Raw genomic sequence first — 26,762 nt, 5'->3', positions numbered from 1 at the left:
CCTCTTGCCAGTGTTTCAGATGGCTGCACAATAAATGAGCAAATCTATTTGCCAAGTGGCAAAATGCAGAAGTTTTATTTCAATCTATTGAGTGTGGCAAAAATGTCAGGCCACACATGTCTCCCAAAAGTGGGAACCGGTTTTGGAATAAGACATGCGTAAAGCAAAAAATTAAAGCGCTCTGCGCTTTAAAGTTTTTTAGGCCATGCGGCGAGCTTGCGCGAAAAATGCGAGATGGTTGCATGTAAAAGCATGGTGAAGGCGGCCAGCACGAACAGGCTTGCGAACATCAGATCGACCTTGGCGCGACCATTGGCGAGCAGCATCAGATAACCAAGACCTTTTGATGCTCCGACCCATTCGCCCACTACAGCCCCAATTGGTGCATAGACGGCAGCAAGACTTAACCCCGAAGCAAGCGACGGGAAAGCTGCGGGAATGCGTACACGAAACAGAATTTGCATGGGCTTGGCGCCAAGGTTTTCGGCGGCATTAATCAGCGTCTGATCCGTCCGTTGCATTCCATCCAGAAAGGTGGAGACGACCGGAAAGAAGATCATCAGAATGGTAACGGCAATTTTCGATGCCGGTCCATAGCCGAGCCAGAGTGTTAAGATCGGAGCGAGTGCAAATATCGGAATCGCCTGACTGAACACCATCACCGGCATGACAAGCCGTTGTGCGAGCGGCGACATCATCAGCCCTATGGCTGTGAGAACGCCAATGGCAGAGCCGAGAAACAGCCCGCCCAGCACCTCGCCAAATGTCACGACTGCATTATCGGCGATCAACTGTGCATTGGTGATGAGTGATTGCACGACGTCGAGCGGGCCGGGCAGGATGAAGCGCGGCATCTGCCAGATGCTCACCACAGCCTGCCAAAGTGCCAGCACAGCAAACGCCGACAGAAACCCGTCGGCGATGCGTTTTTTGCGCGAGCGAGGAGCGATGCGCGTCATGCTCCCTTAAGACCCCCCGAAATACCCATGCTCCAGAAGTTCGCTTCGAGCCTGCTTGCGGTTGCAAAAATCTGGCAGAGCTTTGGCCAGCGCGGGCTGTTTTCGAAATCCGTGCCGATGCGGTCTTTTGCAGCCTGATCAAAAAGCTTTCCAACCGTGTGGCACATCTCCTGATAGTCAGCGCCTGCATAGGTGTCGATCCACTCTTGATAGGGTGTGCCGGTATGTGCGGTGGCTGCCAGATTGACCCCGATTTCGCCATAGCCATGCGCGCAGGGAACAAGCGCGGTCAGCAGGTCGAGGAAATCGCCTGCCTGCCCGCAATCGAGTACGTAGCGCGTATAGGCGAGGTTTTCCGGCTCTTCTTTTGTGTTGTAAAGATCGTCTTCGGTTATGCCTTCGCGTGCGCAGATTCCGACATGCAGCGGCAGTTCTGTGACCGCCAGCCCATGCATAATCTCGGCGCAAAGTCGCGTTTCCTGCAAGCTCCCGGCCTTCACGACACCCAGCGCAAAGGCACGGGCATAGTGATGCAGATAGACGTAGTCCTGCCTGAGATAATGCAGGAACGCTGATTTCGGCAGCGTGCCATCGCCCAGTCCGCGCACAAATTCATGATCGATGTAGGGGGTCCAGTCATCAAGCGTTGCGGCACGCAGGCGGGTGAATAATTCGGATGAATAAAGCGTCTCACTCATGACTTGTCACTTCCTGCGTTGACGTCGATTGCAAATTTCTCGACAGGCAGGATCGAAGGCACGAGACCGTTATCCTTGAGATAGGTTTCGTAACGGCTCCAGCGTCCATAATCGAGGCTTGCGGGTGAGCGCGAGAAACGGGCAACCGTGTCTTTCCAGGCGCGCTGATTCAGCTCGTCTTTGAGTTCAGAACTGTAAGACGCGAACAGGTCGTAGCTTTGCTCTGGATGATTGACGATATATTGCGCGGCTTTTTCGGTGGCTGCCAGAAAGCGCGAAATCCGTTCTTTTTCGTTCGCATCCAGCTTGTTTGAGTTGGCGACATACACCAGCTCGTCATAGACCGGCACGCCCTCCTCCTCGACGAAGAAGCATTTGCCCGCAACCCCTTCAACCGCCATCTGGTTGAGCTCGACATTGCGATAGGCACCCATCACCGCATCAACCTGTTTCGACATCAGCGATGGTGCGAGCGAGAAGTTCACATTGATAAGTTCGACATCTGAAAGCTTTATGTCGTGGTTTTTGAGAATGGTGCCAAGTACCGTTTCTTCAACACCAGCGACCGAGAAGCCGATCTTCTTGCCTTTGAGATCGGCAATCGAATTGACCGAGCCATCGTCACGCACCATCAGGCAGTTGAGCGGAGAATCGACCAGAGTGCCGACACGGATCAGCGGAATATCGGCATGAACATCGAGATGCACCTGCTGCTGATAGGAAATTGCCAGATCAGCCTGTCCAGCCGCAACCATTTTGGGCGGCACAGAGGCGTCTGCGGGCGCGATGATTTCCACATCAAGACCCGCGTCCTTGAAGTAACCGAGCTTGTCGGCCACGATGATCGGCCCATGATCCGGGTTCACATACCAGTCGAGTATGAGTTTGAATTTATCGTTCGCCTGAGCTGCCTGAGCTGACATCAGGGCGAACGAAGCCGTGGCGCTGAAAAGCGCAGCAAAAACCAGTTTTTTCAATGTTTCCTCCGGTTAGAGCGCATCCCGAAAAGTGTGAAGCGGTTTTCGGACAAGATGCGCGTTAAAGCGAATATTAGGTCTACTTTACATAGGGGCGTGTAACTTCGATCCATTGCCGCACGCGGGCTTCCGGATCAGGATTGAGAGTGATGTCGGTGACGACGGATACAATGTCAGCTCCGGCTTTAAAGACACCCGGCGCGCGCTCCACATTCATGCCGCCAATGCCAACAAGCGGAATATCGCCTAGGGTGGCTTTCCATTGGCTGACCCGGTCCAGTCCTTGTTCATGCCATTTCATCTTTTTGAGAATGGTCGGATAGACAGGGCCGAGCGCGATATAGGCTGGCTTTAGCGCTAATGCGCGATCAAGTTCAGCCTCGTCATGGCTGGATACACCGAGCTTCACACCGCTCTCACGGATTGCATCGAGATCGGCTTCATCAAGGTCTTCCTGACCGAGATGTATGAAGTCGCAGCCTTCCTCAATCGCCAGTTTCCAGTAGTCATTGACGATGAGCTGGCAATCATATCGCGCGCAAATTTCGCGAGCTGCACGAATTTCTGCGCGCAGTTCAGCGTCGTTCTTATCCTTGATGCGCAGCTGCACGAGTTTGATGCCAAGCGGCACCATGCGCTCACACCAGCTGGCGCTGTCAAAGATCGGGTAGAACGGATCAAGGGCCATTACAAAAATGCCTTTCCGAGTAATGGAGTGGAGGGGGCAGCCATGTCGCGGGCTTCAATCGGATCGGCTTCATAGGCGATGCGGCCAGCTTCAACTGAAAGTGCAAAAGCGCGGGCGATAGCGGCTGGATCACCTGCTTTGGCAACGGCGGTGTTGATCAGCACGGCATCAAAGCCAAGTTCCATGGCGGTTGCAGCGTGCGATGGGACACCAATCCCGGCGTCGACGACCAGTGGAATATCGGGGAAATGCGCACGCATGGTTTTAAGCGCATAAGGATTGTTGAGGCCGCGACCTGAACCAATCGGCGCGCCCCATGGCATCAACACCTTGCAGCCTGCCTCAATCAGCTTTTCCGCAACCACCAGATCGTCATTCATATAGGGAAAGACCTCAAAACCCTCATCGCAGAGAATACGGGCTGCTTCGACCAGCCCGAAAGGATCGGGCTGCAACGTGTCGTGATCGCCGATGACTTCAAGCTTGATCCAGTTTGTGCCGAAAACGTCACGGGCCATTTTTGCCGTGGTGACTGCTTCGCGTGCGGTATGGCACCCGGCAGTATTGGGCAAAATCGAAACACCAAGATCCTTGATCAGTGTCCAAAAATCCTGACCGGCACGCATATTCCCGCTCTCGCGCCGCAGCGAAACCGTCACGATTTCCGACCTTGATGAGCGGACGCTGTCAGCAAGAATAGAGGGTGATGGATATTGCGCCGTTCCCAATAGTAGGCGGCTTTCAAATGTTTTTCCGTAAAATTCCAGCATCTTAGCCTCCCTGCATCGGCGCGAGCACTTCGATGCGGTCACCTTCACCGATGAGAGTTTCCTCGCGTTCATCGCCTGCAATGAATTCGCCATTGAGCGCGGTTGCCACCACGGCCTCATCAAGTTCGATTTCTGTAAGCAGAGCCAAAAGATTGGCGCTTTTGGTCTCAAAGACCTCGCCATTTAAAACGATGGTCATGCCAGGTTCTCCAGAAGTTCAGGTTGTTGTTCGGTCTCGGTTGCTGCCGCAACCGCCATGCGTGCAACCGCAGGCGAGAGCAGAAAGCCGTGTCGGTAAAGCCCGTTGACATAGATTGTTTGGCCGCGCTTGCGCACACGCGGCAGATTGTCGGGGAAGGCGGGGCGGGCATCGACGCCGGTTTCCAGAATTTCCGCCTCGCCAAATGCTGGATGCAGCGCATAGGCGGCGCTTAACATTTCCAGCGTCGAGCGAACGCTGATGCCGCCTCTCTCATCGCTTTCGATCATGGTTGCCCCGATCATATGAATGCCGTCACCGCGCGGCACGATGTAGAGCGGAATGCGCGGATGCAGCAGACGCACAGGGCGCGAAAGATTGATGTCGCGGGAGCGAACCACCAGCATTTCGCCCTTCACGCCGCGCAGATCCTGCAATTGATCGCGTGCTGCCAGACCGCGCGCATCGACGGTGATATCGGTGTCTATTTTTAAATCTTTCGCATCTTGCCCGAGATGAAAGACGACGCCTTGCTTTTGCAGGTTTTCGGCAAGTTCGATCAGTGTATTGCGTGGATTGAGGTGGCCTTCCTCAGTAAAAAAAAGCCCCTGCCGGAAACGGCCTGCAAGGTCCGGCTCCAGTGCATCAATCTGTTCGGAATCAATTGTGTCGAAGGCTTGCGTGCGACGGGCGAAGCGGCGCAGTTCAGTCGTATCGCGTGTGTGGGAAATGACGAGCGTGCCCTTGCGGTGGACCGTCGAAACATGTCGTTCCCACCAGCCAATCGCTTCTTGCCCCAGCCTTACGACGGGTTCTTCCGCACTCTCGCCTTCGCACCACGGGGCCAGCATTCCGCCTGCAAACCACGAACAGCTGTCGGAGCCGATTGCGGTGCTTTTGGCAATGACAGTGACGGCGTGGCCCTGGTCACTAAATTCTGCAGCGCAGGCAAGGCCTGCAACACCTGCGCCGATGATGGTGACGCGCATTATGCAATCTCCCACAAAGCGTGGAAATGATGCACGGGGCCGTGCCCGCTTCCGACCTGCAACGTGTTAGCGGACCGGATGGCCGCTTGCAGATAGCTGTGCGCTTCACGAAGGGATTGTTCCATCGAAAGCCCCTTGCCGAGACCCGCTGCAATTGCTGACGAAAGCGTGCAGCCAGTCCCATGGGTGTTCTGCGTGTAGATACGCGGCGCTTCCAGCTGGATCATCGGCAGATTGGCACGGATGAGAAGGTCGGTGCAGATGTCGCCCTCAGCGTGCCCGCCTTTCATCAGGACAGCCTTCGCGCCGAGCTTGAGCAAAGCGCGCCCTTGTTCTTCCGCCTCATTATTATTTCGCGCGATGGCACAATCGAGCAGGCAGGCAGCTTCCGGCCGGTTTGGTGTCAGAAGGCATGCAAGCGGGATCAGTTTTTCGCGCAATGTCGAGATTGCGGTTTCGCTCAAAAGCCTGTCGCCGGATTTCGCCACCATCACCGGATCAAGAACCACCGGCCCAGAGAAATGCCCAAGGCCTTTGGCGATTGTCTGAATGGTTTCCGGCACCGACACCATGCCGATCTTGACCGAAGCCACATTGAGATCGCTGAAGACTGCATCAATCTGTGCCGCAACGATTTCAGACGGAACATCGTGGACTGCTGTGACCGCTAATGTGTTCTGTGCGGTGATCGCTGTAATGACGCTTGCACCATAGACGTTCAGTGCTGAAAAGCTCTTTAGATCAGCCTGAATGCCAGCACCGCCGCCGCTGTCGGAGCCAGCAATAGTCACGCAAATAGGCACGGATGCACCATTGCTGCTGCTTGCTTTTGTTCGGGAGAGGCTTTGTCTTAAGTCCATCATGTCGTCTCTCATTCCGAACGGAAAATTGAGACGTCATGAACGGGTTTTGGGGCTTTGCCCCACGGAGGATGAAATCCTCCTAGTTCGCGACGCGCCAAACTCCGTTCCCTACGCAGGTATTACCCGGATCAGGTTCAATGGGTTAACGCGGTCAGCGTCTCTCAGCCTTTTGTGTCGCAAGGTCGGATGGAAAACCGTTTAGCGCTTTTCCTGATCTTGCTTCGAAGGCACCCCAACGAATTTTGTGTCTTAGGCATAGGCCGGAACAGCAGGCCGGTCAAGAGACTGTAAAACGACAAATTGCAGGCGCTAAATTAGGGATTTTGATAATTTGTATATAATTTGTTAAAATTCTAGACTGTAAGCTATCCACCGGATTGCATCGTCCTGCTACAGACAGTTTGATCTGATTCTCCGGGTTAACTCTCGCATGAGAGCGGAAAACATCCAGTCAGGATTTGTCTGATGAGGGACCAATGATGAGGAAGCGGGAAGCCGGTGAGGCTCACTCGGGTGATGCGATGGTGCGCACATCCGACGAGGATTTCCGCATTCTTTTTACAACTCATCCGACACCCATGTGGGTCTATGATCCTGAAACGCTAGCATTCATTGTCATGAATGAAGCGGCCCATGCGCTTTACGGCTATTCTGCAGACGAAATCCCCGGCATGACAGTGCTTGATATCCGTCCGCAGACCGAGCGGGAGCGGATGTTTGCAGCCGTGCGCGACAGAAGCGATCTTGAGCGTCCCGAACGCTGGCAGCATCTCAAAGCCAACGGCGAAACCATCGAGGTTCTCACTTACGGACGCCAGGTCGTCTTCGACGGCAAGCAGGTCATTCTGGCAATCGTTCAAGACATGACCGAACTGGCAGAGGCGACCCGGCAGGCAAGTCATGTGCAGTCTCTGCTTGATGGACTGGTCAACAACATGCCGCTTGGTGTTTTCGTCAAGGATATGCAGGACGAAGGCCGATATGTTCTCTACAATCAGGCAGCGTCCACGATCAGCGGTCACAATATCGACCATGTAGTTGGCTCGATCGACGCCGAAATTTTTCCAAGCGAGGAAGCAAAGCTTCTGACGCAGCAGGATCGGCTGGCAATGCGCCGCGGCGATGTGTTGACGATTGAGCGGGATATTCGTTGTGCTGACGGCACACCGCGTCGGATGCGGATCATCAAACGTCCCATTCCACCTGTTGAAGGCGATAAATCGCGTTACCTGATCGGGCTTGTCGAAGATATTACTGAGCGACGCGAGACTGAACAGCGCATGACGCATATCGCCATGCACGACAGTCTGACGGATCTGCCGAACCGTGCCTATTTCTCGCAATATATTGAAAATATTCTGAAAAAGGGCGACAGTGCTCCGGCGTTTGCGCTGTTCTATCTCGACATCGACCACTTCAAGACCATTAATGACAGCAGGGGCCACCAGATAGGTGATCTGCTGCTCAATCAGGTGGCGACGCGTCTTAAGAACATCACGACTTGCGATCAGTTTCTCGCGCGACTTGGTGGCGATGAATTCGCCATCATCTATCGCAGCGATGCGATTTCGCAGATTGCCATGTTTGCGGACCGCCTTCTTTCAGCTTTTCAGGATCCGTTTGATCTCGGTGATACGACGGAATTCGTGTCTTGCAGTCTTGGTATCGCTCAGGCGCCTCTGCATGGTGAAGATACCGACGTGCTGATGCGCAATGCTGATTTGGCGCTTTATGCCGCCAAGGCGGATGGTCGGCGAACGTTCCGCTTCTACCAACATTCGCTGCGACTGGCTGTTGAGAAACGCCATGCGATGACAACTGATCTGCGGGTGGCCTTGGCCGCGAAGCAGTTCGAGCTGCATTACCAACCGATCTTCAATCTGGAATCAGGTCGTATATCCGGGTTTGAAGCCCTGCTGCGCTGGCGTCATCCATCGCTGGGCATGGTCTCGCCGGTTGAGTTCATTCCGATTGCAGAAGAAGCCGGGCTTATCGGCCCCATCGGCGATTGGGTGCTGAGACAGGCTTGTTGTCAGGCAGCTTCCTGGCCGGATGAGATCAAAGTTTCGGTCAATCTTTCTCCGGTGCAGTTCAATCAGACGACGCTGCTCGATTCCGTCACGGAAGCGCTTGATGAGGCGGCTTTATCTCCAGAACGTCTCGAACTTGAAATCACGGAATCCGTTTTCCTGCAAAACAGCAAACACAATATCGAACTGCTGTTTGAGTTGCGTCGCCTGGGTGTGCGGATCGCCATGGATGATTTTGGCACTGGCTATTCATCGCTCAGCTATCTGCGCTCGTTCCCGTTCGACAAGATCAAGGTTGACCGCAGTTTTGTATCGGGCATCGAAGTCGATACCCGTGATCTCGCGATCATTCAGGCGGTCGCCACGCTGGGCGCTGGTTTTCGGATTGTAACGACTGCTGAAGGCGTGGAAACCACGCAGCAGCTTGAATGCCTGCGCAAGCAGAATTTCGGCGAGGTGCAGGGCTTCCTGATGGGGCGTCCGATGCCTGCAGCTGAGGTGCCCGAATTCATCCAGACCCGCTGCGGATCAATCCTCGCTGTAATGCAGCCGCAGAACGAAATGGCCATCTGAAAATCATTTATGAATAAGGCTTGACCTTCCAACGGTGGGAAGGGTTACTTATGATGCAACTCAGTATCTAGCCCTTTAAAAAGGGGCTGCAGCATCGGCTCAAAAATCGGCAACGATCTTCGGAAAGCACGATGCGCAGAAGAAGGGATTGCCATGAACAAGCCAGTCAAATCCGAAAACACAAGTTTCGCCATTCCCGTCGAGGGTATGAGCTGTGCCTCCTGCGTGTCATCTGTTGAGAAGGCTGTCGCGAAAGTGCCGGGCGTTGACAAGGTGTCTGTCAATCTTGCGACCGAGCGCGCCGATGTGACCTTCAAGGCCGCACCCGACATGCCAGCCGTCATCGATGCGATCCGCAAGGCAGGTTATGACGTGCCGTCGGGAAGTGCCGATCTCGCCATTGAAGGCATGAGCTGTGCTTCCTGTGTGAGCAAGGTTGAAAAGGCATTGAATGCCGTGCCTGGCGTAACCCGCGCCAGCGTTAATCTCGCGACCGAACGCGCTCATGTCGAATTGGCTGGCCAGGTGCCGCTTGGTGATCTTATCAAGGCGGTTGAAACCGCGGGCTATGAAGCGCGTTCTCTTGAAGAGGCACGCAGCGATGCCAAGCAGGAAACGCAATCTGACAAGCGCGATGCGGAAGCGCTTGAGCTGAAAAAGAACGTCATCCTTGCTGCGGTTCTGACCCTGCCGGTTTTCATTCTTGAAATGGGATCGCATATCGTTCCAGCGGTGCACATGTTCGTCATGGACACGATTGGAATGCAGAACAGCTGGTATTTCCAGTTTGTGCTGACAACACTTGTCCTCTTCGGCCCGGGTATGCGCTTTTTCAAGAAAGGCATTCCGGCCCTTCTGCGTGCTGCACCCGACATGAACTCGCTGGTGGTTGTCGGAACAGCCGCCGCATGGGGCTTTTCGGTCGTTGCAACCTTCTGGCCGGATATTCTGCCAGCAGGAACAGTCAACGTCTATTTCGAGGCCGCTGCTGTCATTGTCACGCTGATCCTGATTGGCCGTTATCTGGAAGCTCGTGCCAAGGGCCGAACCTCGGCTGCGATCAGCCGTCTCGTTGGCTTGCAGGCCAAGTCGGCCCGCGTGCTCCGCAATGGCGACGCGATCGACGTGCCGCTTGAAGATGTGCGCGTTGGCGATATCGTTCAGGTGCGTCCGGGCGAGAAAGTCCCCGTCGATGGCGAGGTGATCGAAGGCTCGTCCTTTGTGGATGAATCGATGATTACCGGCGAACCCGTACCCGTTGCCAAGGAAGAGGGCGCGGAAGTCGTCGGCGGCACGATCAACAAAACCGGCGCCTTCACATTCCGCGCAACCAAGGTTGGCCGTGATATGGTCATCTCGCAGATCGTGCGGATGGTCGAAGATGCGCAGGCGGACAAGCTGCCTATTCAGGCCAAGGTCGATAAGGTCACAGGCTGGTTCGTGCCTGCGGTTATGGCTGCTGCGGTCCTTACTTTCATAGCATGGCTGGTTATCGGCGGCACAGCCATGATGGGCTATGCGCTGGTCAATGCTATTGCGGTTGTCATTATCGCCTGCCCATGTGCCATGGGACTGGCAACGCCGACATCGATCATGGTGGGCACGGGGCGCGCTGCAGAATTTGGCGTTCTGTTCCGTCGTGGTGACGCGCTGCAAACGCTGCGTGATGCATCGGTGATTGCGGTCGACAAAACCGGCACGCTGACACAAGGTAAGCCGGCTTTGGCGCATTTCGCTGTTGTCGATGGCATCGATAAGGATGAAGCCCTGGCGCTGGTTGCAGCGGTGGAAGCACGTTCCGAACATCCAATTGCTGATGCGATTGTGACGGCTGCAAAGGAAAAGGGACTGAAGCTTGCCGATGTTTCGGCCTTTGAGTCCGTTCCCGGTTTCGGGCTTAAGGCCAGCGTTTCGGGTCGTGAAGTTGCCATTGGTGCTGATCGCTATATGGCGAAGCTCGGTCTGGATGTAGCGGTGTTTGCGGATGATGCGAGCCGTCTTGGCGATGAAGGCCAGACCCCGCTTTATGCAGCAATCGACGGCAAGCTCGCTGCAATCATCACGGTTGCCGACCCAATGAAGGAAACCACGCCTGCCGCCATTGCTGCCATGCATGAGCAGGGCCTCAAAGTCGCGATGATTACCGGCGACAACCGCCGCACTGCTCAGGCGATTGCCAAGCGCCTTGGCATTGATGAAGTGGTTGCGGAAGTGCTGCCGGACGGCAAGGTCGAAGCTTTGAAGCGCCTTTCGGCTGGGGGCAAGCGCATTGCCTTTGTGGGTGACGGCATCAATGATGCACCAGCTCTGGCTTCCGCAGATGTGGGTATTGCGATTGGCACAGGCACGGATATTGCGATTGAAAGCGCTGATGTTGTGCTGATGTCAGGTGATCTGCGTGGCGTGGTCAATGCGATTGCAATCTCAAAGGCCACAATCCGCAACATCAGCGAAAACCTGTTCTGGGCTTTTGCCTATAACGTGGCGTTGATTCCGGTTGCCGCTGGTATTCTTTATCCGTTTACCGGCACGCTTCTTTCGCCGGTGCTGGCAGCAGGTGCGATGGCGCTTTCTAGCATTTTCGTGCTGAGCAATGCTTTGCGCCTGCGCAGTTTCAAAAGCCCGATGGCCTGATTATAGGGTTATCCTGTCGGCAGTCTTCTCGCTGCCGACAGGCGATATTGCTTTTAAACATTTGCCACTGGATTTTTTATTTTGCCGCCTATGTGGATGAGCAGGCAAGCCGTGTTGCGCAGCAATCAATTTGCTGCGACACTTCTACCAATATGAGGCCTACCCAAATCAGAAATGCATCGAATTCGGTTTAATCCGTGCATCTTTGTTTCAAGTAACAGTCATGCACGGCGGGACTGCAGTCACTACTTGAAGGGGGTAATGTCTTGCTTGTTTCTCTGACGTCTATTCTGTTTTTACTGATTGGTCTTGCGCTCGGCGCAGCCGGTATCTACCTCGCAACATTGGGTGGCAGCTGGGCCTTCATAGCGATTGCTGTTGGCTTTCTGTTGACCGGTTTCTTTCTTCTCAAACGAAGCTCTCTGGCGCTCTGGATTTACGCGCTGGTCATCCTTGGAGCGCTCTGTTGGGCGGTTTATGAAGTTGGCTTCGATTGGTGGCGGCTTGGCTCAACCGGCGGCATCATTGTTCTGCTTGGCCTTTGGCTGCTCACGCCCTGGGTCAGAAAGCCGCTGAATGGCGGTGGCTTGCCACTCACGATAGCGACGCTCGCAGCACTTGTTGTTGCCGGCTATTCGATGACGCAGGACCCAACCAGCATCAATGGCAACCTGCCAACGGAAAAGGTTGCCGCAACGCCTGATCTCGGTGGCAATGTGCCTGATGGTGAATGGCATCAATATGGTCGTACGCCTTACGGACAGCGCTACTCGCCGCTTGCACAGATAACGCCTGAAAATGTCTCCAAACTTCAGGTCGCCTGGCAATACCAGACCGGCGATGTCAAGCAGCCGGAAGATGTGGGTGAAACCACCTATCAGGTGACGCCGCTCAAAATCGGCGACTCGCTCTTCCTTTGCACGCCGCATAACTGGGCTATCGCCCTTGATGCAGCGACCGGCAAGGAAAAGTGGAAGTTCGATCCGAAGGTCGGCTTCAACACCGATCGTCAGCACCAGACCTGCCGTGGCGTCAGCTACTGGAAGGATTCGACCGCAACTGCTGGTGCGAAATGTTCAGAACGCGTTTATCTGCCGACGTCTGACGCCCGTCTGATCGCGCTGGATACGCAAAGCGGCGAGATCTGCACCGATTTCGCCAATGGCGGTACGCTCGATCTCAGCCACGGCATGAAATATAATCCGGCAGGTTACTACTACTCAACCTCGCCACCGGCGGTCGTGGGTGACAAGATCATTGTCGGCGGTGCCGTCAATGATAATTACTCGACTGAAGAACAGTCTGGCGTCATTCGCGCCTTCGATATCCGCACCGGAGAGCTGCTGTGGAACTGGGATTCGGGAAATCCCGATGTCACCACACCTCTGCCGGAAGGCCAGCACTATACGACCAATTCTCCGAACAGCTGGTCGGTATCGAGTGTTGATGAAAAGCTTGGTCTGATCTTCATTCCACTTGGCAATCAGGTGCCGGATCAGCTCGGCATGGGCCGCAGCGAAAATGTCGAAAAATATTCGTCGTCCATCGTGGCGCTGGATGTGAACACCGGGCAGGTGAAGTGGGTTCGCCAGACCGTCCACCACGATCTGTGGGACATGGACGTGCCAGCACAGCCGGTCCTGCTTGACATCAACGGCGTTCCCGCGCTGGTTGGTCCGACCAAGCAGGGCGATCTCTATGTACTCGACCGCCGCACTGGCGAGCCGATTATCCCGATCAGTGAGATGGCAGCACCGACCGGCGCAATCCCGGAAGATCACACATCACCAACGCAACCGATCTCTGATCTGACATTTAGCCCGCCACCGCTTAAGGAAAGCGATATGTGGGGCGTGACATTGTTCGATCAGCTCGCCTGCCGCATTGCGTTCCACAAGCATTTCTATGAGGGACGTTACACGCCGCCTTCGCTCAAAGGCACGATTGTCTATCCGGGCAATTTCGGTGTCTTCAACTGGGGCAGCGTAGCGGTCGATCCTGAGCGTCAGGTGATGTTCGGTATGCCGACCTATCTCGCTTTCACCTCGCGCCTTGTGCCGCGTGCGGATATTCCGCCGCGCGGTCAGGACGAGAAGGGCAGCGAACAGGGTCTGAACCGCAATGATGGCGCGCCTTACGGCGTGTTCATGGGGCCATTCCTGAGCCCGCTGGGCATTCCGTGCCAGTCGCCGCCATGGGGCTATGTCGCGGGTGTCGATCTGCGCACAGGCAAGACGGTCTATAAGCACCGCAATGGTACAATCCGCGATATGGCACCGGTTCCGCTGCCATTCAAGGTTGGCGTGCCGGGCATTGGTGGTCCGATGATTACCGCTGGTGGCGTAGCCTTCCTGGGCGCTGCGGTGGATGATTATCTTCGTGCTTATAATCTCACCAATGGTGAAGTTCTGTGGGAAGCGCGTCTGCCTGCAGGCGGTCAGTCCACACCAATGACCTACACCGTTGGTGATCAGCAATTCGTGCTGATGGTCGCGGGCGGTCATGGTTCGGTCGGCACCAAGCCGGGCGACTATGTGATTGCCTATACGCTGCCGAAATAAAGCACGTCTTTCGGACCGAGATGCGCGTAATACCAAAACTCCATGAGTATGACTCATGGAGTTTTGGTTAAGCCCGAGTGGCAATTGAACTTTTTCAAGGCGTGATGCGTCAGCATCTTGAGCCGCCTTGGTATAAAAGTAATCGACAGCGCACATCAAACAGAAACGCCGGGAAATTCCCGGCGTTTCGCTTTTATGCTCTTATCTCTCAAAGGCGCCCGTCAAATTTTTCCGTGCAGCAATTCGCCTTTGCGCGGGGCCGGACGAACGCCCTTCGGTGCGCTGTGGCTGGCAAGCTCGTGGATGATCGGGCAATCGGGCCGGTTGTCGCCATGGCAATTATGGGCGAGGTGGCGCAGCGTATCGGCCATGTTCTGCAACTGCTTCATCTTGGCTTCGAGGTCTTCGACATGCTGCAATGCGACTTTCTTCACATCGGAAGATGCACGATTGCGGTCGCGCCAGAGGGCAAGCAGTTCCTTGATCTGTTCGACCTGAAATCCAAGATCACGACTTGATCGGATGAAACGCAGCGTTTCGACATCATTTTGCGTATAGACGCGATAGCCCGAGCTGGTTCTGTCGGCAGCCTCGATAAGCCCGATGGTTTCATAATGGCGGATCATTTTCGCCGATATGCCCGATGCTTTGGCGGCTTGCCCGATATTCATCCCATTCCTCGCTGTTTCCTGATTTTACAGGATATAGGAACGGTGAGGCGCTATTCAAAGAGCCTTTTGGGCAAGTATTATACGATTATCAGGCTGAAAAATTTTGATGGTTAGAAATTCCCTCCTGTCAGATAGCTGACAGGAGGGACCGTCTCGAAATATATAATCAGGCAGAGAAATAATTCTGCGTGCCGTGCGCCTCGATAGCCTGTGCAAGGCGTTCCAGCGCATGAACATAGGCTGCCGAGCGAACAGTTACCTTGTGCTGCTTGGCATGGTTCCAGATGGCGCGGCCTTCACGTTCCATGATGGTCTTCAGGCGCTCATGGATTTCTTCAAGCGTCCAGTAATAGCCTTGGCGGTTCTGAACCCATTCAAAATAGGAAACCGTCACGCCGCCAGCATTGGCCAGAATATCCGGCAGAACGATAACGCCCTTTTGCTCGAGAATTTTGTCAGCTTCTGGCGTCACAGGACCGTTTGCCAGCTCAACAATCAACTTGCTCTTGATGGAAGCGGCGTTGTCGACATGGATCATGTTTTCCATGGCGCTTGGCGCAAGCACATCGCAATCAACTGCAAGAAGTTCATCAGCGCTGATCGCTTCATGACCGTTGCTGCCAGCGGTGGAAACAACCGACTTGCCCTGATCCTTGGCTTTCAACAACAGGTCAAGATCAAGACCGTTTGCGCAATAAACAGCACCCGACGAATCCGAAACGGCAACGATCTTATGGCCGTCGCTGGCCATCAGTTTCGCAAAGAACTGACCGGCATTGCCGAAGCCCTGAACGGTGACGCGAAGCTGCGACGCAAGGCCGAGATCATGCGCCAGATGGCGAACGAGATAGAAGCCGCCGCGTGCGGTCGCATCATTACGGCCCAGCGAACCGCCGAGCGCCAGTGGTTTGCCGGTGATAACCGCAGGCGAAGACTGGCCGACGATCTGCGAATATTCGTCTGCCATCCAGCCCATAATCATGGAGTTGGTATAGACGTCCGGTGCCGGAATATCGCGGTCCGGGCCGATAATGCCGGAGAAAGCCTGAATATAGGCGCGCGAAAGGCGCTCAAGTTCTGCCTTGGAAAGCTTGCGAGGGTCGACCTGGATTGCACCCTTGCCGCCGCCGTAAGGCAGGTTCATGACGGCGCATTTGAAGGTCATCCAGAAAGCAAGAGTTTCGACTTCTTCAGCCGTTGATTCGGGATGGTAGCGAATGCCGCCCTTGGTTGGTCCGCGGGTGTCGTCATAACGACAGCGCCATGCAAGAAAGGATTTGCGCGAACCGTCATCCATACGGATCATCAAGCGCACTTTCATCGTTTCACGGGCGTATTTCAGCTTCTCGATAACATCCGGATCGATATTGATGTGGCTTGCAGCCTCGTCCAGACGAACGAGTGCGCTTTCGAGTAGATTCTCCTTAGTCATCAAATCACCTTTCTTGCTTTTATCCCTCTTTAAAGAGGCGTTTATGAACGCTTGAGTAGCGCTTCACGCAATAAAAGAAAAGAGAAAAGGACAACAATATTGTCCTATTATGATAAAAACTATTTGGAAGCTTTCTAATATTATTAGTTACTAATATTAAGGACTTGGCGGTTCCATCTGGTTGTCGTCTCGGACAACCAGAAATATGCCAAACCCAAGCTTGACCAATCAGGCGCTGGTCAGCTCTGCTTTAAAAATCCGCGCTCAACACCTTCCGCGATAATCCGCTGTGCAGCTTCCCAAAGCGTGTCTGATGCGTGGGAAATCGGTGACTTCCGGTCAAGCACCACAGGCGCAGTTACGCCCGGCGTATGCCAGGTGCCGCCACTTGTGAAGAAGTTGTGCAGGAGTGGCTGCAGCCGATCCATCGCACGGGCAAACTGCGCTTCTGCTGTTTTGCGTGCCTCGAACTCATCCCAAAGGGCGCGGAATTCCAGCGCCTGATCTTCGGGCAGAATGCCCAATATCCGGGTGGCTGCCTGCATTTCACGCTCTTCCTGATCAACAATTCCCGCGTCGTCATAGATGAAGGTATCGCCTGCATCGATCTCAACGATGTCATGGATGATCAGCATCTTGAGCACACGAAGCAGATCGACGTTCTCATTCGCATGTTCCTGCAAGACCATTGCCATAAGCACCAGCTCCCAGGTGTGTTCGGCATCGTTTTCGCGGCGCGACGCATCCAGCAGCGGTGTCCGACGAATGACCTGCTTCAGCTTTTCGACTTCAAGAATGAACTGGAACTGTTGCCGCAATCTGGCATTCGGCACGAGACTCGCGAATTCGTTTTCAGGCAGGTCGAGCGGCTTGAGCGGCAGTGTGTCGGTCATTGGCAATCCAGTCGTAGCGTTGGTCGAAACAATCAAATGCCCGGCTACTACTGGCTTGATGCCGATTGAATTGCAACGCCTAATCATCCATGAAACATCATGTCGCGAAATGGTGCCGATGTCGTATTTATGACGTCTTTTGACGCAAGCCTGCTGTCGATATCGTCCGCGACCCAATACAAATATCTACAGAGGTTTTTCATGCGCCACATGGGAGCGTGAACCGTAAGACTGGTGGTTTGTATATGTCCCGCTTTTCGTTAGCTTCTATCGTTGGCAACGCGCTTTCCGGTAACAAGAACTGGAAGCCGCAATGGCCGAATGCCGAACCCAAGGCCGAATATGATGTGATCATTGTCGGCGCTGGCGGGCATGGTCTGGGTGCCGCCTATTATCTGGCCAAGGAACATGGCATCACCAATGTTGCGGTCATCGAAAAAGGCTGGCTTGGCGGCGGCAATACCGGGCGCAACACCACCATTATCCGTTCCAACTATCTCTATGATGAGAGCGCGCATCTATACGAACATGCGATGAAGCTGTGGGAAGGCTTGAGCCAGGACCTCAACTACAATGTCATGTTCTCGCAGCGCGGGGTGATGATGCTGGCGCATACGGTGCATGATGTGCAGAGCTTCAAGCGTCATATCCATGCCAATCGTCTCAATGGCATCGACAATGAATGGCTGTCCAAAGAACAGGCGAAGGAATATTGCCCACCGCTCGATATTTCGGCCAATGCGCGCTATCCGGTTGTGGGTGCTACCTTGCAGCGGCGGGGCGGCGTGGCCCGTCACGATGCGGTTGCATGGGGCTACGCACGCGGTGCGACGGAGCGCGGCGTTGATATCATCCAGAATTGCCCGGTTACGGCCATTCGCCGCGATGCTTCGGGTCGCGTGACAGGCGTTGATACGCCACGCGGTTTCATCAAGGCGAAGAAAGTGGCGGTTTCCGCTGCTGGCAGCACATCCATTGTCATGGATACGGCAGGCGTGCGCATGCCGCTTGAAAGCTTCCCGCTACAGGCGCTGGTGTCCGAGCCGGTCAAGCCGATCTTCCCTTGCGTGGTCATGTCCAACACGGTCCACGCCTATATTAGCCAGTCCGACAAGGGCGAGTTGGTGATCGGTTCCGGTACCGACCAATATGTGTCCTATAGCCAGCGCGGCGGTCTGCCGCTGATCGAGCACACGCTTGCGGCCATCTGCGAAGTCTTCCCGATCTTCACTCGTATGCGGATGCTGCGCAAATGGGGCGGTATCGTTGACGTCACACCGGATCGTTCGCCGATCATTGGCAAGACGCCGGTGCCGGGCCTGTTTGTCAATTGCGGCTGGGGTACGGGTGGCTTCAAGGCGACACCGGGTTCGGCGCATGTCTTTGCGCATACGATTGCCCGTGACGAACCACACTGGATCAACGCACCGTTCACGCTCGAACGCTTCACCACCGGTCGCCTGATCGATGAAGCGGCTGCTGCTGCTGTCGCGCACTAATTTTCTTGAGCATGATCTTTTCCGAAAACCGGTTTCCACTTTTCGGGATCATGCTCTGAGGGAGACAAAAATGCTTCTTATCCGTTGCCCTTATTGTGAGATGGAACGCCCAGAACTGGAGTTCGCCTATGCAGGCGAAGCGCATATCGCGCGTCCAGCCGACCCATCGACGCTTTCCGATGATGAATGGCGTGATTTCCTGTTCACGCGTTCCAATCCACGCGGCACTCATTATGAACGCTGGCGGCATATCAATGGCTGCGGTCGCTTCTTCAATGCGGTGCGCGACACGGTAAGCGACAAGTTTGTCATTACCTACAAGGCTGGTGAATCCCGTCCTGCTTTGGCAGAAACTCCGGCTGCGGAGGCGAAATAATGACCGATATGCGCATTCATAACAAAGGCCGTGTCAATAAGGCCAAGTCCGTGCGGTTCAGCTTCAATGGCAAGACCTATTCTGGCTTTGAAGGTGATACGCTGGCCTCCGCCTTACTTGCCAATGGCGAACATCTGGCCGGTCGATCATTTAAATATCACCGCCCGCGCGGCATTCTTTCTGCCGGTTCCGAAGAGCCGAATGCGCTGATGGGCGTCTCGCGTGGGCCGGGTCGCTACGAGCCGAACACGCGCGCAACGGTTCTCGAACTCTATGACGGTCTCAAAGCCGAAAGCCAGAACCATTGGCCATCATTGAAGCACGATGTTGGCGCGATCAATGATGCGCTCTACATGTTCTTCTCGGCAGGCTTTTACTACAAGACCTTCATGTGGCCCAAAAGCTTCTGGAACAAGGTCTATGAGCCTTTCATCCGTGGCGCTGCCGGTCTTGGTAGGTCGCCATCTGAGCCGGACCCGGACACCTATGCCAGCCGCTATGCTTTCTGCGACGTGCTGATCGCTGGCGGTGGACCTGCCGGTCTGACTGCGGCACTTGAGGCGGCAAAGAGTGGTGCAAAGGTTATTCTCGTTGACGAGCAGGCCGAATTTGGCGGTTCTCTTCTGTCGGAACCAGAGCCGGTCATCAATGGCCGCGCAAGCTGGGACTGGCTCAATGAAACCATAGCGGCCCTTAAAGCCAATCCGAATGTCACGCTTTTGCCGCGCACAACGGCCATTGGCTATTACCATCAAAACATGGTCGGCCTTTGTGAGCGCCTGACCGATCATCAGGCCAAGCCCGCCACCAATGCGCCGCGTGAACGCATGTGGCGTGTGCGCGCAAAACAGGTGGTGCTGGCGCAGGGCGCTATCGAAAAGCCGCTCGTCTTTGCTGGCAATGACCGTCCGGGCGTGATGCTGGCTTCCGCTGCGCGTACCTATCTCAATCGCTATGGTGTCAAAGTAGGCAATCAGGCTGTCGTTGTCACCTCGCATGACAGCGCATGGCTTGCGGCTTTCGATCTAGCGGTTGCAGGCGTCAAGGTTCCAGCCATCATCGATGTGCGTTCAAGCGTTGCCGATAGCCTTATCAATCGTGCAAAAATGCTCGGCATTGAAACACTGACCGGCTGGACTGTGACAGACACCGGCGGGCGCCATCGCGTGTCGTCGGTTCGCGCTAATCCGGTTTCTAACGGCTCGGTCGGTGCGGCGCGCGCGATTGCCTGCGATGTTGTTTTGATGTCTGGCGGCTGGAATCCGAGCGTGCATCTGTTCTCGCACACAAAGGGCTCGCTGGTCTGGGACGAAGCACGTCAGATATATCTGCCGGGCGAACGCACCGAGGAAAGCCGCTGTGCCGGTGCTGGCAATGGCAATTTCGATTTGCAGGCCGCCTTGCGCGAGGGTGCGGAAGCGGGTGCCGCTGCGGCCAAGGATTCCGGGTATAAGACCAAGGCGTCTGAATATGCGGTTGCCGGTGATTTCGTCTGTGATGGTGTGAGCTGTCGCGAATTGCCAACCGATCGCGATCCGGGCAAGGCCAAGGCTTTCATCGATTTCCAGAACGATGTGACTGCCAAGGATATTCGTCTGGCCGTGCGCGAGGGTTTCCATTCCATCGAGCACGTCAAGCGCTATACCACCAATGGCATGGCGACCGATCAGGGCAAGACCTCAAACATCAACGGTCTGGCTGTTGCAGCCGATGCACTCAAGCGTCCAACGCCGCAGGTTGGTCTCACCACTTTCCGTCCGCCTTATACGCCGACGACCTTTGGCGCTTTCTGCGGTTACAATCGCGGCAAACTGTTTGATGTCACGCGCAAGACGCCAATTGACGCTTGGGCTGAACAGCATGGCGCAGCTTTTGAGCCGGTCTCGCTGTGGCGTCGCGCATGGTATTTCCCGAAAACCGGCGAAGACATGCATCAGGCTGTGGCGCGTGAATGCAAGGCAACCCGCCAGTCGCTCGGCATGTTTGATGCTTCCACCCTTGGCAAGATCGAAGTGGTCGGCCCGGATGCCGCGGAATTCATGAACCGCATGTACACCAACCCATGGACGAAGCTTGGTGTCGGGCGCTGCCGTTATGGTCTGTTGCTTGGCGAAGATGGTTTCATCCGCGATGACGGTGTTGTCGGTCGTCTGACGCAGGATCGTTTCCATGTCACGACCACAACCGGCGGTGCCGCGCGTGTTCTCAATATGATGGAAGACTATCTCCAGACCGAATGGCCGGACCTTAAAGTGCGGCTGACCTCGACCACCGAACAGTGGGCCGTGGTCGCGATCAATGGCCCGAATGCGCGCAAGCTCATCGAGCCAATGGTTGAAGGTCTGGATATTTCTGACGAAGCTTTCCCGCATATGTCGGTTGTGGAATGCAAATTCCTAGGCGTGCCAGCGCGTCTGTTCCGCATGAGCTTCACCGGCGAGCTAGGCTATGAAATCAACGTGCCCGCCCGTTACGGTCTGTCGCTGTGGAAAGCGCTTTATGAGGCCGGTCAGCAATATGACATCACGCCTTACGGCACCGAAACCATGCACGTTCTGCGCGCGGAAAAAGGCTATATCATTGTCGGTCAGGATACGGACGGCACCGTAACGCCGGATGATGCAAGCCTCGGCTGGGCCGTCGGCAAGCAGAAGCCGGACTTCGTTGGCAAGCGTTCGCTGGCGCGTCCGGATATGCTCAAATCAGATCGCAAGCATCTTGTGGGTCTTTTGACCAACGATCCAAAGCTGGTGCTGGAAGAAGGTGCGCAGATTGTCGTTGATCCAAAGCAGGCGTTGCCTATGACTATGCTTGGTCATGTCACTTCGTCCTATTGGAGCGAGGCGCTTGGCCGGTCTATCGCTATGGCCGTGGTATCAGGTGGTAAGGATCGTATGGGCGAAACGCTTTATATGCCGATGCCTGATGGCACAGTGCATGAAGCGGTTGTTTCGGGCATGGTCTTCTATGACCCCGAAGGCAAGAAGTTAAACGGATAAGGATTGAACCATGCTTGTTGAGACAAAACCTTATTCGAACCGTAAGGTCGTCATTCCCGGTCGTCTAGAAATCCATGCAGCCGTTGACGCTGCCCGCTTTGTCCTGCGCATTGCTCCGGAAAAACTGGCCTTAGCTGAAAAGGCACTGGGTGCAAAATTCCCGGCTAAGATCGGTGGCCTTACGCGCAATGGCGATATTGCGGTTGCCTGCATCGGACCGGATGAATGGTATATCTGGGCAGATGAAAGCAAGGCGGACGCCATTACACAGGCCTTTGCCAAGCTCTACGAGAGTGAGCCGCACAGCCTGACGGAAGTCAGTCACCGCGAAACCGGCATCGACATTTCCGGGCCCCAAGCCGAATGGCTGTTGAATGCTGCTTCCCCGCTTGAGCTTTCAAAGATGAGCATTCCGGGTGCTGCCCGCACGATCTTCGATCATGCCCAGATCATTCTGCTGAAGTGGGATGCCGATCATTACCGGATCGAAGTGTGGAACTCATTCGCTGATCACGTTTGGACCTTGTTGGAACTGGCCAGTAATGAAGTCGAATTGACGCTCTGATTGATCCCTTATTTCCTTAAAAACGCCGCCCCACCGGGCGGCGTTTTTGCATTAGAGCGCATCCCGAAAAGTGTGAAACGGCTTCGCGGGGAAATCAGTCCACTGGACTGATTTCTTATCCCGCTTCGATCGGAAAAAGATGCGCGTCAAAATAAGAGATTAGAGCGCCGATCTGATCCAATCAGATCGAAATGCGCTCTAATACCCCAATTTCAGCCTTGCCTTCTATAAATCCATATGTGAAGACTATATTTACATAAGAAATTCATGAGGAGGGAATTTCCCGATGTCGGAAAGCGAACTGCCGCTGAGCGGGCTTGTCGTTGTCGATATGAGCCAGTTTCTGTCGGGGCCTTATTGCTCGTTGCGTCTGATGGATCTGGGCGCGCGCGTCATCAAGATTGAACGGCCTGATGGTGGCGATCTTTCGCGCAGACTTTATCTGAGCGACACGGAAATCGGGGGCGATTCCACGATTTTTCATGCGATCAATCGCGGCAAGGATAGCCTCGCGATCGATCTCAAAAATCCCGACGATCTGGCTGCATTGAAGAAGCTTCTCACACAGGCCGATGTGCTGATCCAGAATTTCCGCCCCGGTGTCATCAAGCGGCTTGGTCTTGATTACGAGGCCGCCAAAGAAATCAATCCGCGTCTCGTCTATGCATCGATCAGCGGCTATGGCGAAGAAGGGCCATGGGTCGGACGTCCCGGACAGGATCTGCTGGCGCAGGCGCGCTCGGGCCTCATGTGGCTCAATGGTGATGAGGGGCAGGGACCGGTCCCATTCGGTCTGGCGGTTGCCGATATGCTGGCAGGGGCTGCAGCCGCTCAGGGAATTCTCGCAGCGCTGGTTCGCCGCGGCATCACCAATAAAGGTTCGCATGTCGAGACCAGCCTTCTCGAAGCGCTGGTTGATTTCCAGTTTGAAGTGCTGACCACCCACCTTAACGATGGCCGTCGCCTGCCAAAGCGTTCCGATTTCCGCAGTGCCCACGCCTATCTCGCAGCACCTTACGGTGTCTATCCGGCAGCGGACGGTTATCTCGCAATCGCCATGATGCCGATTGCGAAACTGGCACCACTGCTTGAAACAGATACGCTTGCGCCTTTTATTGCCGATCCGAAAGTTGCTTTCGCAAAACGCGATGAGATTAAGCGGCTGATTGCTGCCCGCATTGCCGAGAAAACCGTCGATGAATGGCTCGCCATTCTGGAACCAGCTGATATCTGGTGCGCCCGCGTTCTCAACTGGGAAGAATTGCTCGCAAGCGAAGGCTTCTCAACCCTCGACATGCTCCAGACAGTGACGCGTGAAGATGATGTTGCCATCACCACCACACGTTCCCCACTGCGCATCAACGGACAGCGCCCGAAGGTCGCACGCGCCGCGCCGCGCATTGGCGAAAACAGCAAAGCAATCCGCGAGGAGTTCGGTCTATGAGCATGATCAAGCTTAAAGGCATGACCTGGAGCCACCCGCGCGGCTATGATCCGATGGTCGCAGGTGCCGAACAATGGCTTGCTGACAAGGGCGTCGAAATTGAGTGGGAAAAGCGGTCGCTACAGGATTTCGAGACCTTTCCGGTTGAGGAACTGGCACGCAATTTCGATATGATCGTAATCGACCATCCACATGTGGGCCAGATCACCAAGGAAGGTTGTCTGCTGCCGCTTGATGTGCCGGGCCGCGAAACGGAACTGAAAGAGCTTGCCGATGGCTCTGTGGGCCAGTCCTTCCCAAGCTATAACTGGCAGGGGCGGCAATGGGCGTTTCCGCTCGATGCAGCAACACAGGTTCAAGCATGGCGTCCGGACCTGATGGACAAGCCAGCTACCTCATGGGGCGAGGTGCTGCGTCTGGCGCGCGCCGGGAAAGTCCTGCTGCCACTGCGCTCGCCGCATTCGCTGATGTGCTTTTATACACTGGTTGCCAATGCCGGAACGCCTTGCGCGGTTGAAGGCGAGCTGATCGCTGTTGAGGATGGTGCGAAAGCTTTTGAGCAACTGCGCGAGGTTGCTTCGCTGGTTAAGCCTGAATGTTTCGGCATGGACCCGATTGCGGTGTTTGAGGAAATGGCAGAGCCAGAATCCGAAATTGCCTGTTCGCCGCTGATTTACGGCTATGTGAATTATGCCATGCCGGGCTTCCGCGATCGCCTGATCCGTTTTGCCGATATTCCATCGGGTCCAGCAGGTGTTGCAGGCTCGGCTCTGGGTGGCACGGGTATTGCGGTTTCAGCCTTCAGCAAGCATCCCGAAGCGGCAATCGACTTCGCCTATTGGATTGCAAGCGGTGAGGTGCAGAAAGGGCTTTACGCGGCGTCCAACGGTCAGCCGGGACATGCGGAAGCATGGGAAGACGATGGGGTAAACAACGCAACATCGGGCTTCTATCGCGACACGCGCGCAACCTTGGAAGGGGCGTGGGTGCGTCCGCGTCACAATGGCTATATGCCGTTTCAGGAAGCGGCTTCCGAGCGTATCAATAAGGGCTTGCTGAACAATGAGAAGGCGGAGGTCGTTGTCGCCGATCTCAACCGGCTTTTCCGCGAAAGCTTTTAATTCAACAAATTGGCTGGCGAAAAACTCGCCAGCCTTTAGGTTTAAATCTTCCAGATGCGCTGCGCATTGTCGGCAAGAAGCAATGCCTTTTCGTCTTCGCTGCATCCTTTAAGCAGTGCATGGGTTGTCGCCACCCATGTGGAAAGCCCGGCGTCGACGTTACTCGCTAAGGTGCAGACAGGCCAATCGCTTCCCCATACAATCCGCTCCCAGCCGAATGACTGAATCACATGTTCGACATAGGGGCGCAGCGTGTCGACGGTCCAGCTTTCCGCGTCGGCATAGGCAACCACGCCAGAGATTTTGGCAACTACATTGTCGCGTTGCGCAATCTCGGTAATCCCCTTTTGCCAGACTTCCAGCGCACCTGATTTGATGTCCGGAACGCCGCAGTGATCAAGCACGAACTGCACGTCGGGGGCGAGATCTGCCAGCGCCAGAACCTTGTCGATCTGGTGCGGGAGTGTGCAGAGATCAAAGGTCAGGCCGGTGCCTTCCAGCCGCTTGATATTCTCCCGAAACAGAGCGCCCTCAGAGACATTATCGGGTACGACATGCAACACACGGCGAAAGCCTTTGATGAAAGGATTGCTGCGGCTCTGTTCCAGATATTCGGCAAATCCCGGTTCTTCCGGGCGGCAAGATGCAATCGCGCCCTTGATATAGCCATTATTTTGACGCGAGATTGCCATAATGTGAGCGGTCTCTGCCACAATTTCAGGGGCAGAAACGTCCACTTCCATGTGTAATGCTGCTTTAATGCCGCAACGTTCGGCCTGCTTCCGATAGGTCTCAAACAGAAAATCGCGGTTCAAAGCTGGTACGTCTCCCAGCCATGGATAGTTGAGCGCGCTTTTGTCTATCAGATGCAGATGGGTATCGATAATCATGAAAACTCTCCTCCGATGTCATACTTTCAAAAAAGAAGAGAGTTTTCAAATAAGAATTATCGGTCTGGATTAATCTGTTGTTCCGATATCGGAACCGACCAGCTTTGAGAGGTCTTTGACGGTCTTTTGCAGCAGGCTGATGGTCTGTGTGATGTCAGGTGCGAACGTCGAATTGACGAGCGTGACATAAGGACAGGTGAGGGCTGCGATGCATGAGCCGTCAGGACCGAGAATCGGTGCAGAGAGGTTGTAGACGCCAGCCACCTGCGCACTTGGCATCATTTCGTAGCCGCGTTCGCGAATCTGATCGAGTCGCTCATAGAAGCTTTCATCGAGATTGCCGCTCTCGCCGTCTTTGACATATTCGGCAATCATCATCTTGCGTTCTTCCGGCGTGCGGAAGGCGAGAAGCACATGGCCGGAACCCGTGTCGAAAAGGCTGATATGCGAACCGACGCGGATCGAAATCCCCCAGTAATCCGGGGCTTCCTGCTGTGCAATCACCACGACAGAACCACGATCAAACACAGCAAGCTGATTGGCCTGCTTCGAGCGATCAGCAAGTTCGCGCATGAAAGGCGTGGCAAAGGAAGCAAGTCTGCGCACCGGCGCATGAAGATGCGCAAGGCCGAACAGCTTGAGCGTCAGCGAGTAACGGTCACCTTCGAGCTTGGTCACGTAACCGCGCTTCACCAGACGATCGAGCATCCGGTAAAACTCGTTGGGGCTGCGGTCGAGGTGCTTGGCAATCTCGGCCTGGCTTAGTCCACCATCGACACTGGCCAGCAGTTCGAGAATATCCAACCCCTTGTCCAGCGCAGGCGCGCGATAACGATCATCTGTTTCCAAACTGGTCCCCTTCGTGAATAGCATACTTCATATACGAACATCGCAAGTGATGAAAGTAGTGAAGCCATCGAAATCGCCTTGA

General features: G+C 55.0%; 22 protein-coding genes and 1 riboswitch. Of the genes, 9 read left to right on the top strand and 13 right to left on the bottom strand.

Features of this window, described 5'->3' with window-relative positions; genetic code table 11:
- Window positions 1-188: 188 nt before the first annotated feature.
- The 8 genes from RT142_RS03510 to thiD all read right to left on the bottom strand — a co-directional run bounded on the left by RT142_RS03510 (window position 189) and on the right by thiD (window position 6,140).
- Window positions 189-959, bottom strand: a complete 771-nt coding sequence (locus RT142_RS03510) for an ABC transporter permease (RefSeq protein WP_313027397.1) — start codon at window positions 957-959, stop codon at window positions 189-191.
- The gene (gene tenA / locus RT142_RS03505; RefSeq protein WP_313027395.1) at window positions 956-1,657 is read right to left on the bottom strand and encodes a thiaminase II; all 702 of its coding nucleotides are present in this window, start codon (window positions 1,655-1,657) and stop codon (window positions 956-958) included. The genes RT142_RS03510 and tenA overlap by 4 nt, the downstream gene beginning before the upstream one ends.
- Window positions 1,654-2,634: an ABC transporter substrate-binding protein gene (locus RT142_RS03500; RefSeq protein WP_313027393.1), complete on the bottom strand. Its 981-nt coding sequence runs from the start codon at window positions 2,632-2,634 to the stop codon at window positions 1,654-1,656. The genes tenA and RT142_RS03500 overlap by 4 nt, the downstream gene beginning before the upstream one ends.
- Before the next feature lie 79 nt (window positions 2,635-2,713).
- On the bottom strand, window positions 2,714-3,322 hold the full coding sequence (locus RT142_RS03495; protein ID WP_285537444.1) for a thiamine phosphate synthase: 609 nt from the start codon (window positions 3,320-3,322) through the stop codon (window positions 2,714-2,716).
- Entirely contained in the window at window positions 3,322-4,092 is a 771-nt protein-coding gene (locus tag RT142_RS03490) for a thiazole synthase (RefSeq protein ID WP_313027389.1), read from the bottom strand. The genes RT142_RS03495 and RT142_RS03490 overlap by 1 nt, the downstream gene beginning before the upstream one ends.
- A 1-nt stretch (window position 4,093) precedes the next feature.
- A complete protein-coding gene (thiS, locus tag RT142_RS03485; RefSeq protein WP_112804643.1) occupies window positions 4,094-4,291 on the bottom strand; it encodes a sulfur carrier protein ThiS in 198 nt (65 codons plus the stop codon).
- A complete protein-coding gene (thiO, locus tag RT142_RS03480) occupies window positions 4,288-5,280 on the bottom strand; it encodes a glycine oxidase ThiO (protein ID WP_313027385.1) in 993 nt (330 codons plus the stop codon). The genes thiS and thiO overlap by 4 nt, the downstream gene beginning before the upstream one ends.
- Window positions 5,280-6,140 carry a bifunctional hydroxymethylpyrimidine kinase/phosphomethylpyrimidine kinase gene (gene thiD / locus RT142_RS03475; RefSeq protein ID WP_113158952.1) on the bottom strand — a complete coding sequence of 287 codons (861 nt, stop codon included), beginning with the start codon at window positions 6,138-6,140 and terminating at the stop codon, window positions 5,280-5,282. Before thiD ends, thiO begins: the two co-directional genes overlap by 1 nt.
- Window positions 6,141-6,231: 91 nt before the next feature.
- A riboswitch (TPP riboswitch) is annotated at window positions 6,232-6,388 on the bottom strand.
- A 234-nt stretch (window positions 6,389-6,622) separates the two neighbouring features.
- Between thiD and RT142_RS03470 the strand changes: the two genes are divergently transcribed.
- The 3 genes from RT142_RS03470 (at window position 6,623) to RT142_RS03460 (ending at window position 13,941) form a co-directional block, all read left to right on the top strand.
- The gene (locus RT142_RS03470; protein WP_409558561.1) at window positions 6,623-8,746 is read left to right on the top strand and encodes a putative bifunctional diguanylate cyclase/phosphodiesterase; all 2,124 of its coding nucleotides are present in this window, start codon (window positions 6,623-6,625) and stop codon (window positions 8,744-8,746) included.
- Window positions 8,747-8,899: 153 nt separating this feature from the next.
- Window positions 8,900-11,380 carry a heavy metal translocating P-type ATPase gene (locus tag RT142_RS03465; RefSeq protein WP_079211442.1) on the top strand — a complete coding sequence of 827 codons (2,481 nt, stop codon included), beginning with the start codon at window positions 8,900-8,902 and terminating at the stop codon, window positions 11,378-11,380.
- Between the two features lie 266 nt (window positions 11,381-11,646).
- Complete coding sequence (locus RT142_RS03460) at window positions 11,647-13,941, top strand: glucose/quinate/shikimate family membrane-bound PQQ-dependent dehydrogenase (RefSeq protein WP_112804645.1); 2,295 nt, start codon at window positions 11,647-11,649, stop codon at window positions 13,939-13,941.
- A gap of 221 nt (window positions 13,942-14,162) precedes the next feature.
- Here RT142_RS03460 and cueR read toward each other — a convergent pair whose 3' ends face one another.
- The 3 genes from cueR to RT142_RS03445 all read right to left on the bottom strand — a co-directional run bounded on the left by cueR (window position 14,163) and on the right by RT142_RS03445 (window position 16,937).
- Window positions 14,163-14,612 carry a Cu(I)-responsive transcriptional regulator gene (gene cueR / locus RT142_RS03455; protein ID WP_112804646.1) on the bottom strand — a complete coding sequence of 150 codons (450 nt, stop codon included), beginning with the start codon at window positions 14,610-14,612 and terminating at the stop codon, window positions 14,163-14,165.
- A 166-nt stretch (window positions 14,613-14,778) separates the two neighbouring features.
- Entirely contained in the window at window positions 14,779-16,044 is a 1,266-nt protein-coding gene (locus RT142_RS03450; protein ID WP_007873387.1) for a Glu/Leu/Phe/Val family dehydrogenase, read from the bottom strand.
- A gap of 239 nt (window positions 16,045-16,283) precedes the next feature.
- Window positions 16,284-16,937 carry an HD domain-containing protein gene (locus tag RT142_RS03445; RefSeq protein ID WP_313027380.1) on the bottom strand — a complete coding sequence of 218 codons (654 nt, stop codon included), beginning with the start codon at window positions 16,935-16,937 and terminating at the stop codon, window positions 16,284-16,286.
- Window positions 16,938-17,182: 245 nt separating this feature from the next.
- Between RT142_RS03445 and RT142_RS03440 the strand changes: the two genes are divergently transcribed.
- From RT142_RS03440 to RT142_RS03415, 6 genes are all read left to right on the top strand, one after another.
- Window positions 17,183-18,436, top strand: a complete 1,254-nt coding sequence (locus tag RT142_RS03440) for a sarcosine oxidase subunit beta family protein (protein ID WP_313027377.1) — start codon at window positions 17,183-17,185, stop codon at window positions 18,434-18,436.
- A 70-nt stretch (window positions 18,437-18,506) separates the two neighbouring features.
- Window positions 18,507-18,812: a sarcosine oxidase subunit delta gene (locus tag RT142_RS03435; RefSeq protein ID WP_313027373.1), complete on the top strand. Its 306-nt coding sequence runs from the start codon at window positions 18,507-18,509 to the stop codon at window positions 18,810-18,812.
- On the top strand, window positions 18,812-21,811 hold the full coding sequence (locus RT142_RS03430; RefSeq protein WP_313027370.1) for a sarcosine oxidase subunit alpha: 3,000 nt from the start codon (window positions 18,812-18,814) through the stop codon (window positions 21,809-21,811). The genes RT142_RS03435 and RT142_RS03430 overlap by 1 nt, the downstream gene beginning before the upstream one ends.
- Before the next feature lie 10 nt (window positions 21,812-21,821).
- Window positions 21,822-22,376, top strand: a complete 555-nt coding sequence (locus RT142_RS03425) for a sarcosine oxidase subunit gamma (protein ID WP_313027367.1) — start codon at window positions 21,822-21,824, stop codon at window positions 22,374-22,376.
- A gap of 286 nt (window positions 22,377-22,662) precedes the next feature.
- Window positions 22,663-23,820 carry a CaiB/BaiF CoA transferase family protein gene (locus tag RT142_RS03420; RefSeq protein ID WP_007873393.1) on the top strand — a complete coding sequence of 386 codons (1,158 nt, stop codon included), beginning with the start codon at window positions 22,663-22,665 and terminating at the stop codon, window positions 23,818-23,820.
- The gene (locus tag RT142_RS03415; protein WP_313027363.1) at window positions 23,817-24,941 is read left to right on the top strand and encodes an extracellular solute-binding protein; all 1,125 of its coding nucleotides are present in this window, start codon (window positions 23,817-23,819) and stop codon (window positions 24,939-24,941) included. Before RT142_RS03420 ends, RT142_RS03415 begins: the two co-directional genes overlap by 4 nt.
- A 41-nt stretch (window positions 24,942-24,982) precedes the next feature.
- Here RT142_RS03415 and RT142_RS03410 read toward each other — a convergent pair whose 3' ends face one another.
- A complete protein-coding gene (locus tag RT142_RS03410) occupies window positions 24,983-25,831 on the bottom strand; it encodes an amidohydrolase family protein (RefSeq protein ID WP_113487443.1) in 849 nt (282 codons plus the stop codon).
- Between the two features lie 69 nt (window positions 25,832-25,900).
- On the bottom strand, window positions 25,901-26,704 hold the full coding sequence (locus tag RT142_RS03405; protein WP_064320110.1) for an IclR family transcriptional regulator: 804 nt from the start codon (window positions 26,702-26,704) through the stop codon (window positions 25,901-25,903).
- Window positions 26,705-26,762 lie beyond the last annotated feature (58 nt).

The sequence above is a fragment of the Brucella sp. genome (assembly GCF_032066345.1).
In the GTDB taxonomy this organism is placed as follows: Bacteria; Pseudomonadota; Alphaproteobacteria; order Rhizobiales; family Rhizobiaceae; genus Brucella; species Brucella pseudogrignonensis.
The sequence above is the reverse complement of the archived record's forward strand: the minus strand, read 5'-3'. Positions and strand labels throughout refer to the sequence as shown.

Coding starts and splice junctions, on each gene's coding strand:
- RT142_RS03510 (WP_313027397.1), bottom strand. CDS start 959: ATGACGCGCATCGCTCCTCGCTCGCGCAAAAAACGCATCGCCGACGGG.
- tenA (WP_313027395.1), bottom strand. CDS start 1,657: ATGAGTGAGACGCTTTATTCATCCGAATTATTCACCCGCCTGCGTGCC.
- RT142_RS03495 (WP_285537444.1), bottom strand. CDS start 3,322: ATGGCCCTTGATCCGTTCTACCCGATCTTTGACAGCGCCAGCTGGTGT.
- RT142_RS03490 (WP_313027389.1), bottom strand. CDS start 4,092: ATGCTGGAATTTTACGGAAAAACATTTGAAAGCCGCCTACTATTGGGA.
- thiS (WP_112804643.1), bottom strand. CDS start 4,291: ATGACCATCGTTTTAAATGGCGAGGTCTTTGAGACCAAAAGCGCCAAT.
- thiO (WP_313027385.1), bottom strand. CDS start 5,280: ATGCGCGTCACCATCATCGGCGCAGGTGTTGCAGGCCTTGCCTGCGCT.
- thiD (WP_113158952.1), bottom strand. CDS start 6,140: ATGGACTTAAGACAAAGCCTCTCCCGAACAAAAGCAAGCAGCAGCAAT.
- RT142_RS03470 (WP_409558561.1), top strand. CDS start 6,623: ATGAGGAAGCGGGAAGCCGGTGAGGCTCACTCGGGTGATGCGATGGTG.
- RT142_RS03465 (WP_079211442.1), top strand. CDS start 8,900: ATGAACAAGCCAGTCAAATCCGAAAACACAAGTTTCGCCATTCCCGTC.
- cueR (WP_112804646.1), bottom strand. CDS start 14,612: ATGAATATCGGGCAAGCCGCCAAAGCATCGGGCATATCGGCGAAAATG.
- RT142_RS03450 (WP_007873387.1), bottom strand. CDS start 16,044: ATGACTAAGGAGAATCTACTCGAAAGCGCACTCGTTCGTCTGGACGAG.
- RT142_RS03445 (WP_313027380.1), bottom strand. CDS start 16,937: ATGACCGACACACTGCCGCTCAAGCCGCTCGACCTGCCTGAAAACGAA.
- RT142_RS03440 (WP_313027377.1), top strand. CDS start 17,183: ATGTCCCGCTTTTCGTTAGCTTCTATCGTTGGCAACGCGCTTTCCGGT.
- RT142_RS03435 (WP_313027373.1), top strand. CDS start 18,507: ATGCTTCTTATCCGTTGCCCTTATTGTGAGATGGAACGCCCAGAACTG.
- RT142_RS03430 (WP_313027370.1), top strand. CDS start 18,812: ATGACCGATATGCGCATTCATAACAAAGGCCGTGTCAATAAGGCCAAG.
- RT142_RS03425 (WP_313027367.1), top strand. CDS start 21,822: ATGCTTGTTGAGACAAAACCTTATTCGAACCGTAAGGTCGTCATTCCC.
- RT142_RS03420 (WP_007873393.1), top strand. CDS start 22,663: ATGTCGGAAAGCGAACTGCCGCTGAGCGGGCTTGTCGTTGTCGATATG.
- RT142_RS03415 (WP_313027363.1), top strand. CDS start 23,817: ATGAGCATGATCAAGCTTAAAGGCATGACCTGGAGCCACCCGCGCGGC.
- RT142_RS03410 (WP_113487443.1), bottom strand. CDS start 25,831: ATGATTATCGATACCCATCTGCATCTGATAGACAAAAGCGCGCTCAAC.
- RT142_RS03405 (WP_064320110.1), bottom strand. CDS start 26,704: ATGCTATTCACGAAGGGGACCAGTTTGGAAACAGATGATCGTTATCGC.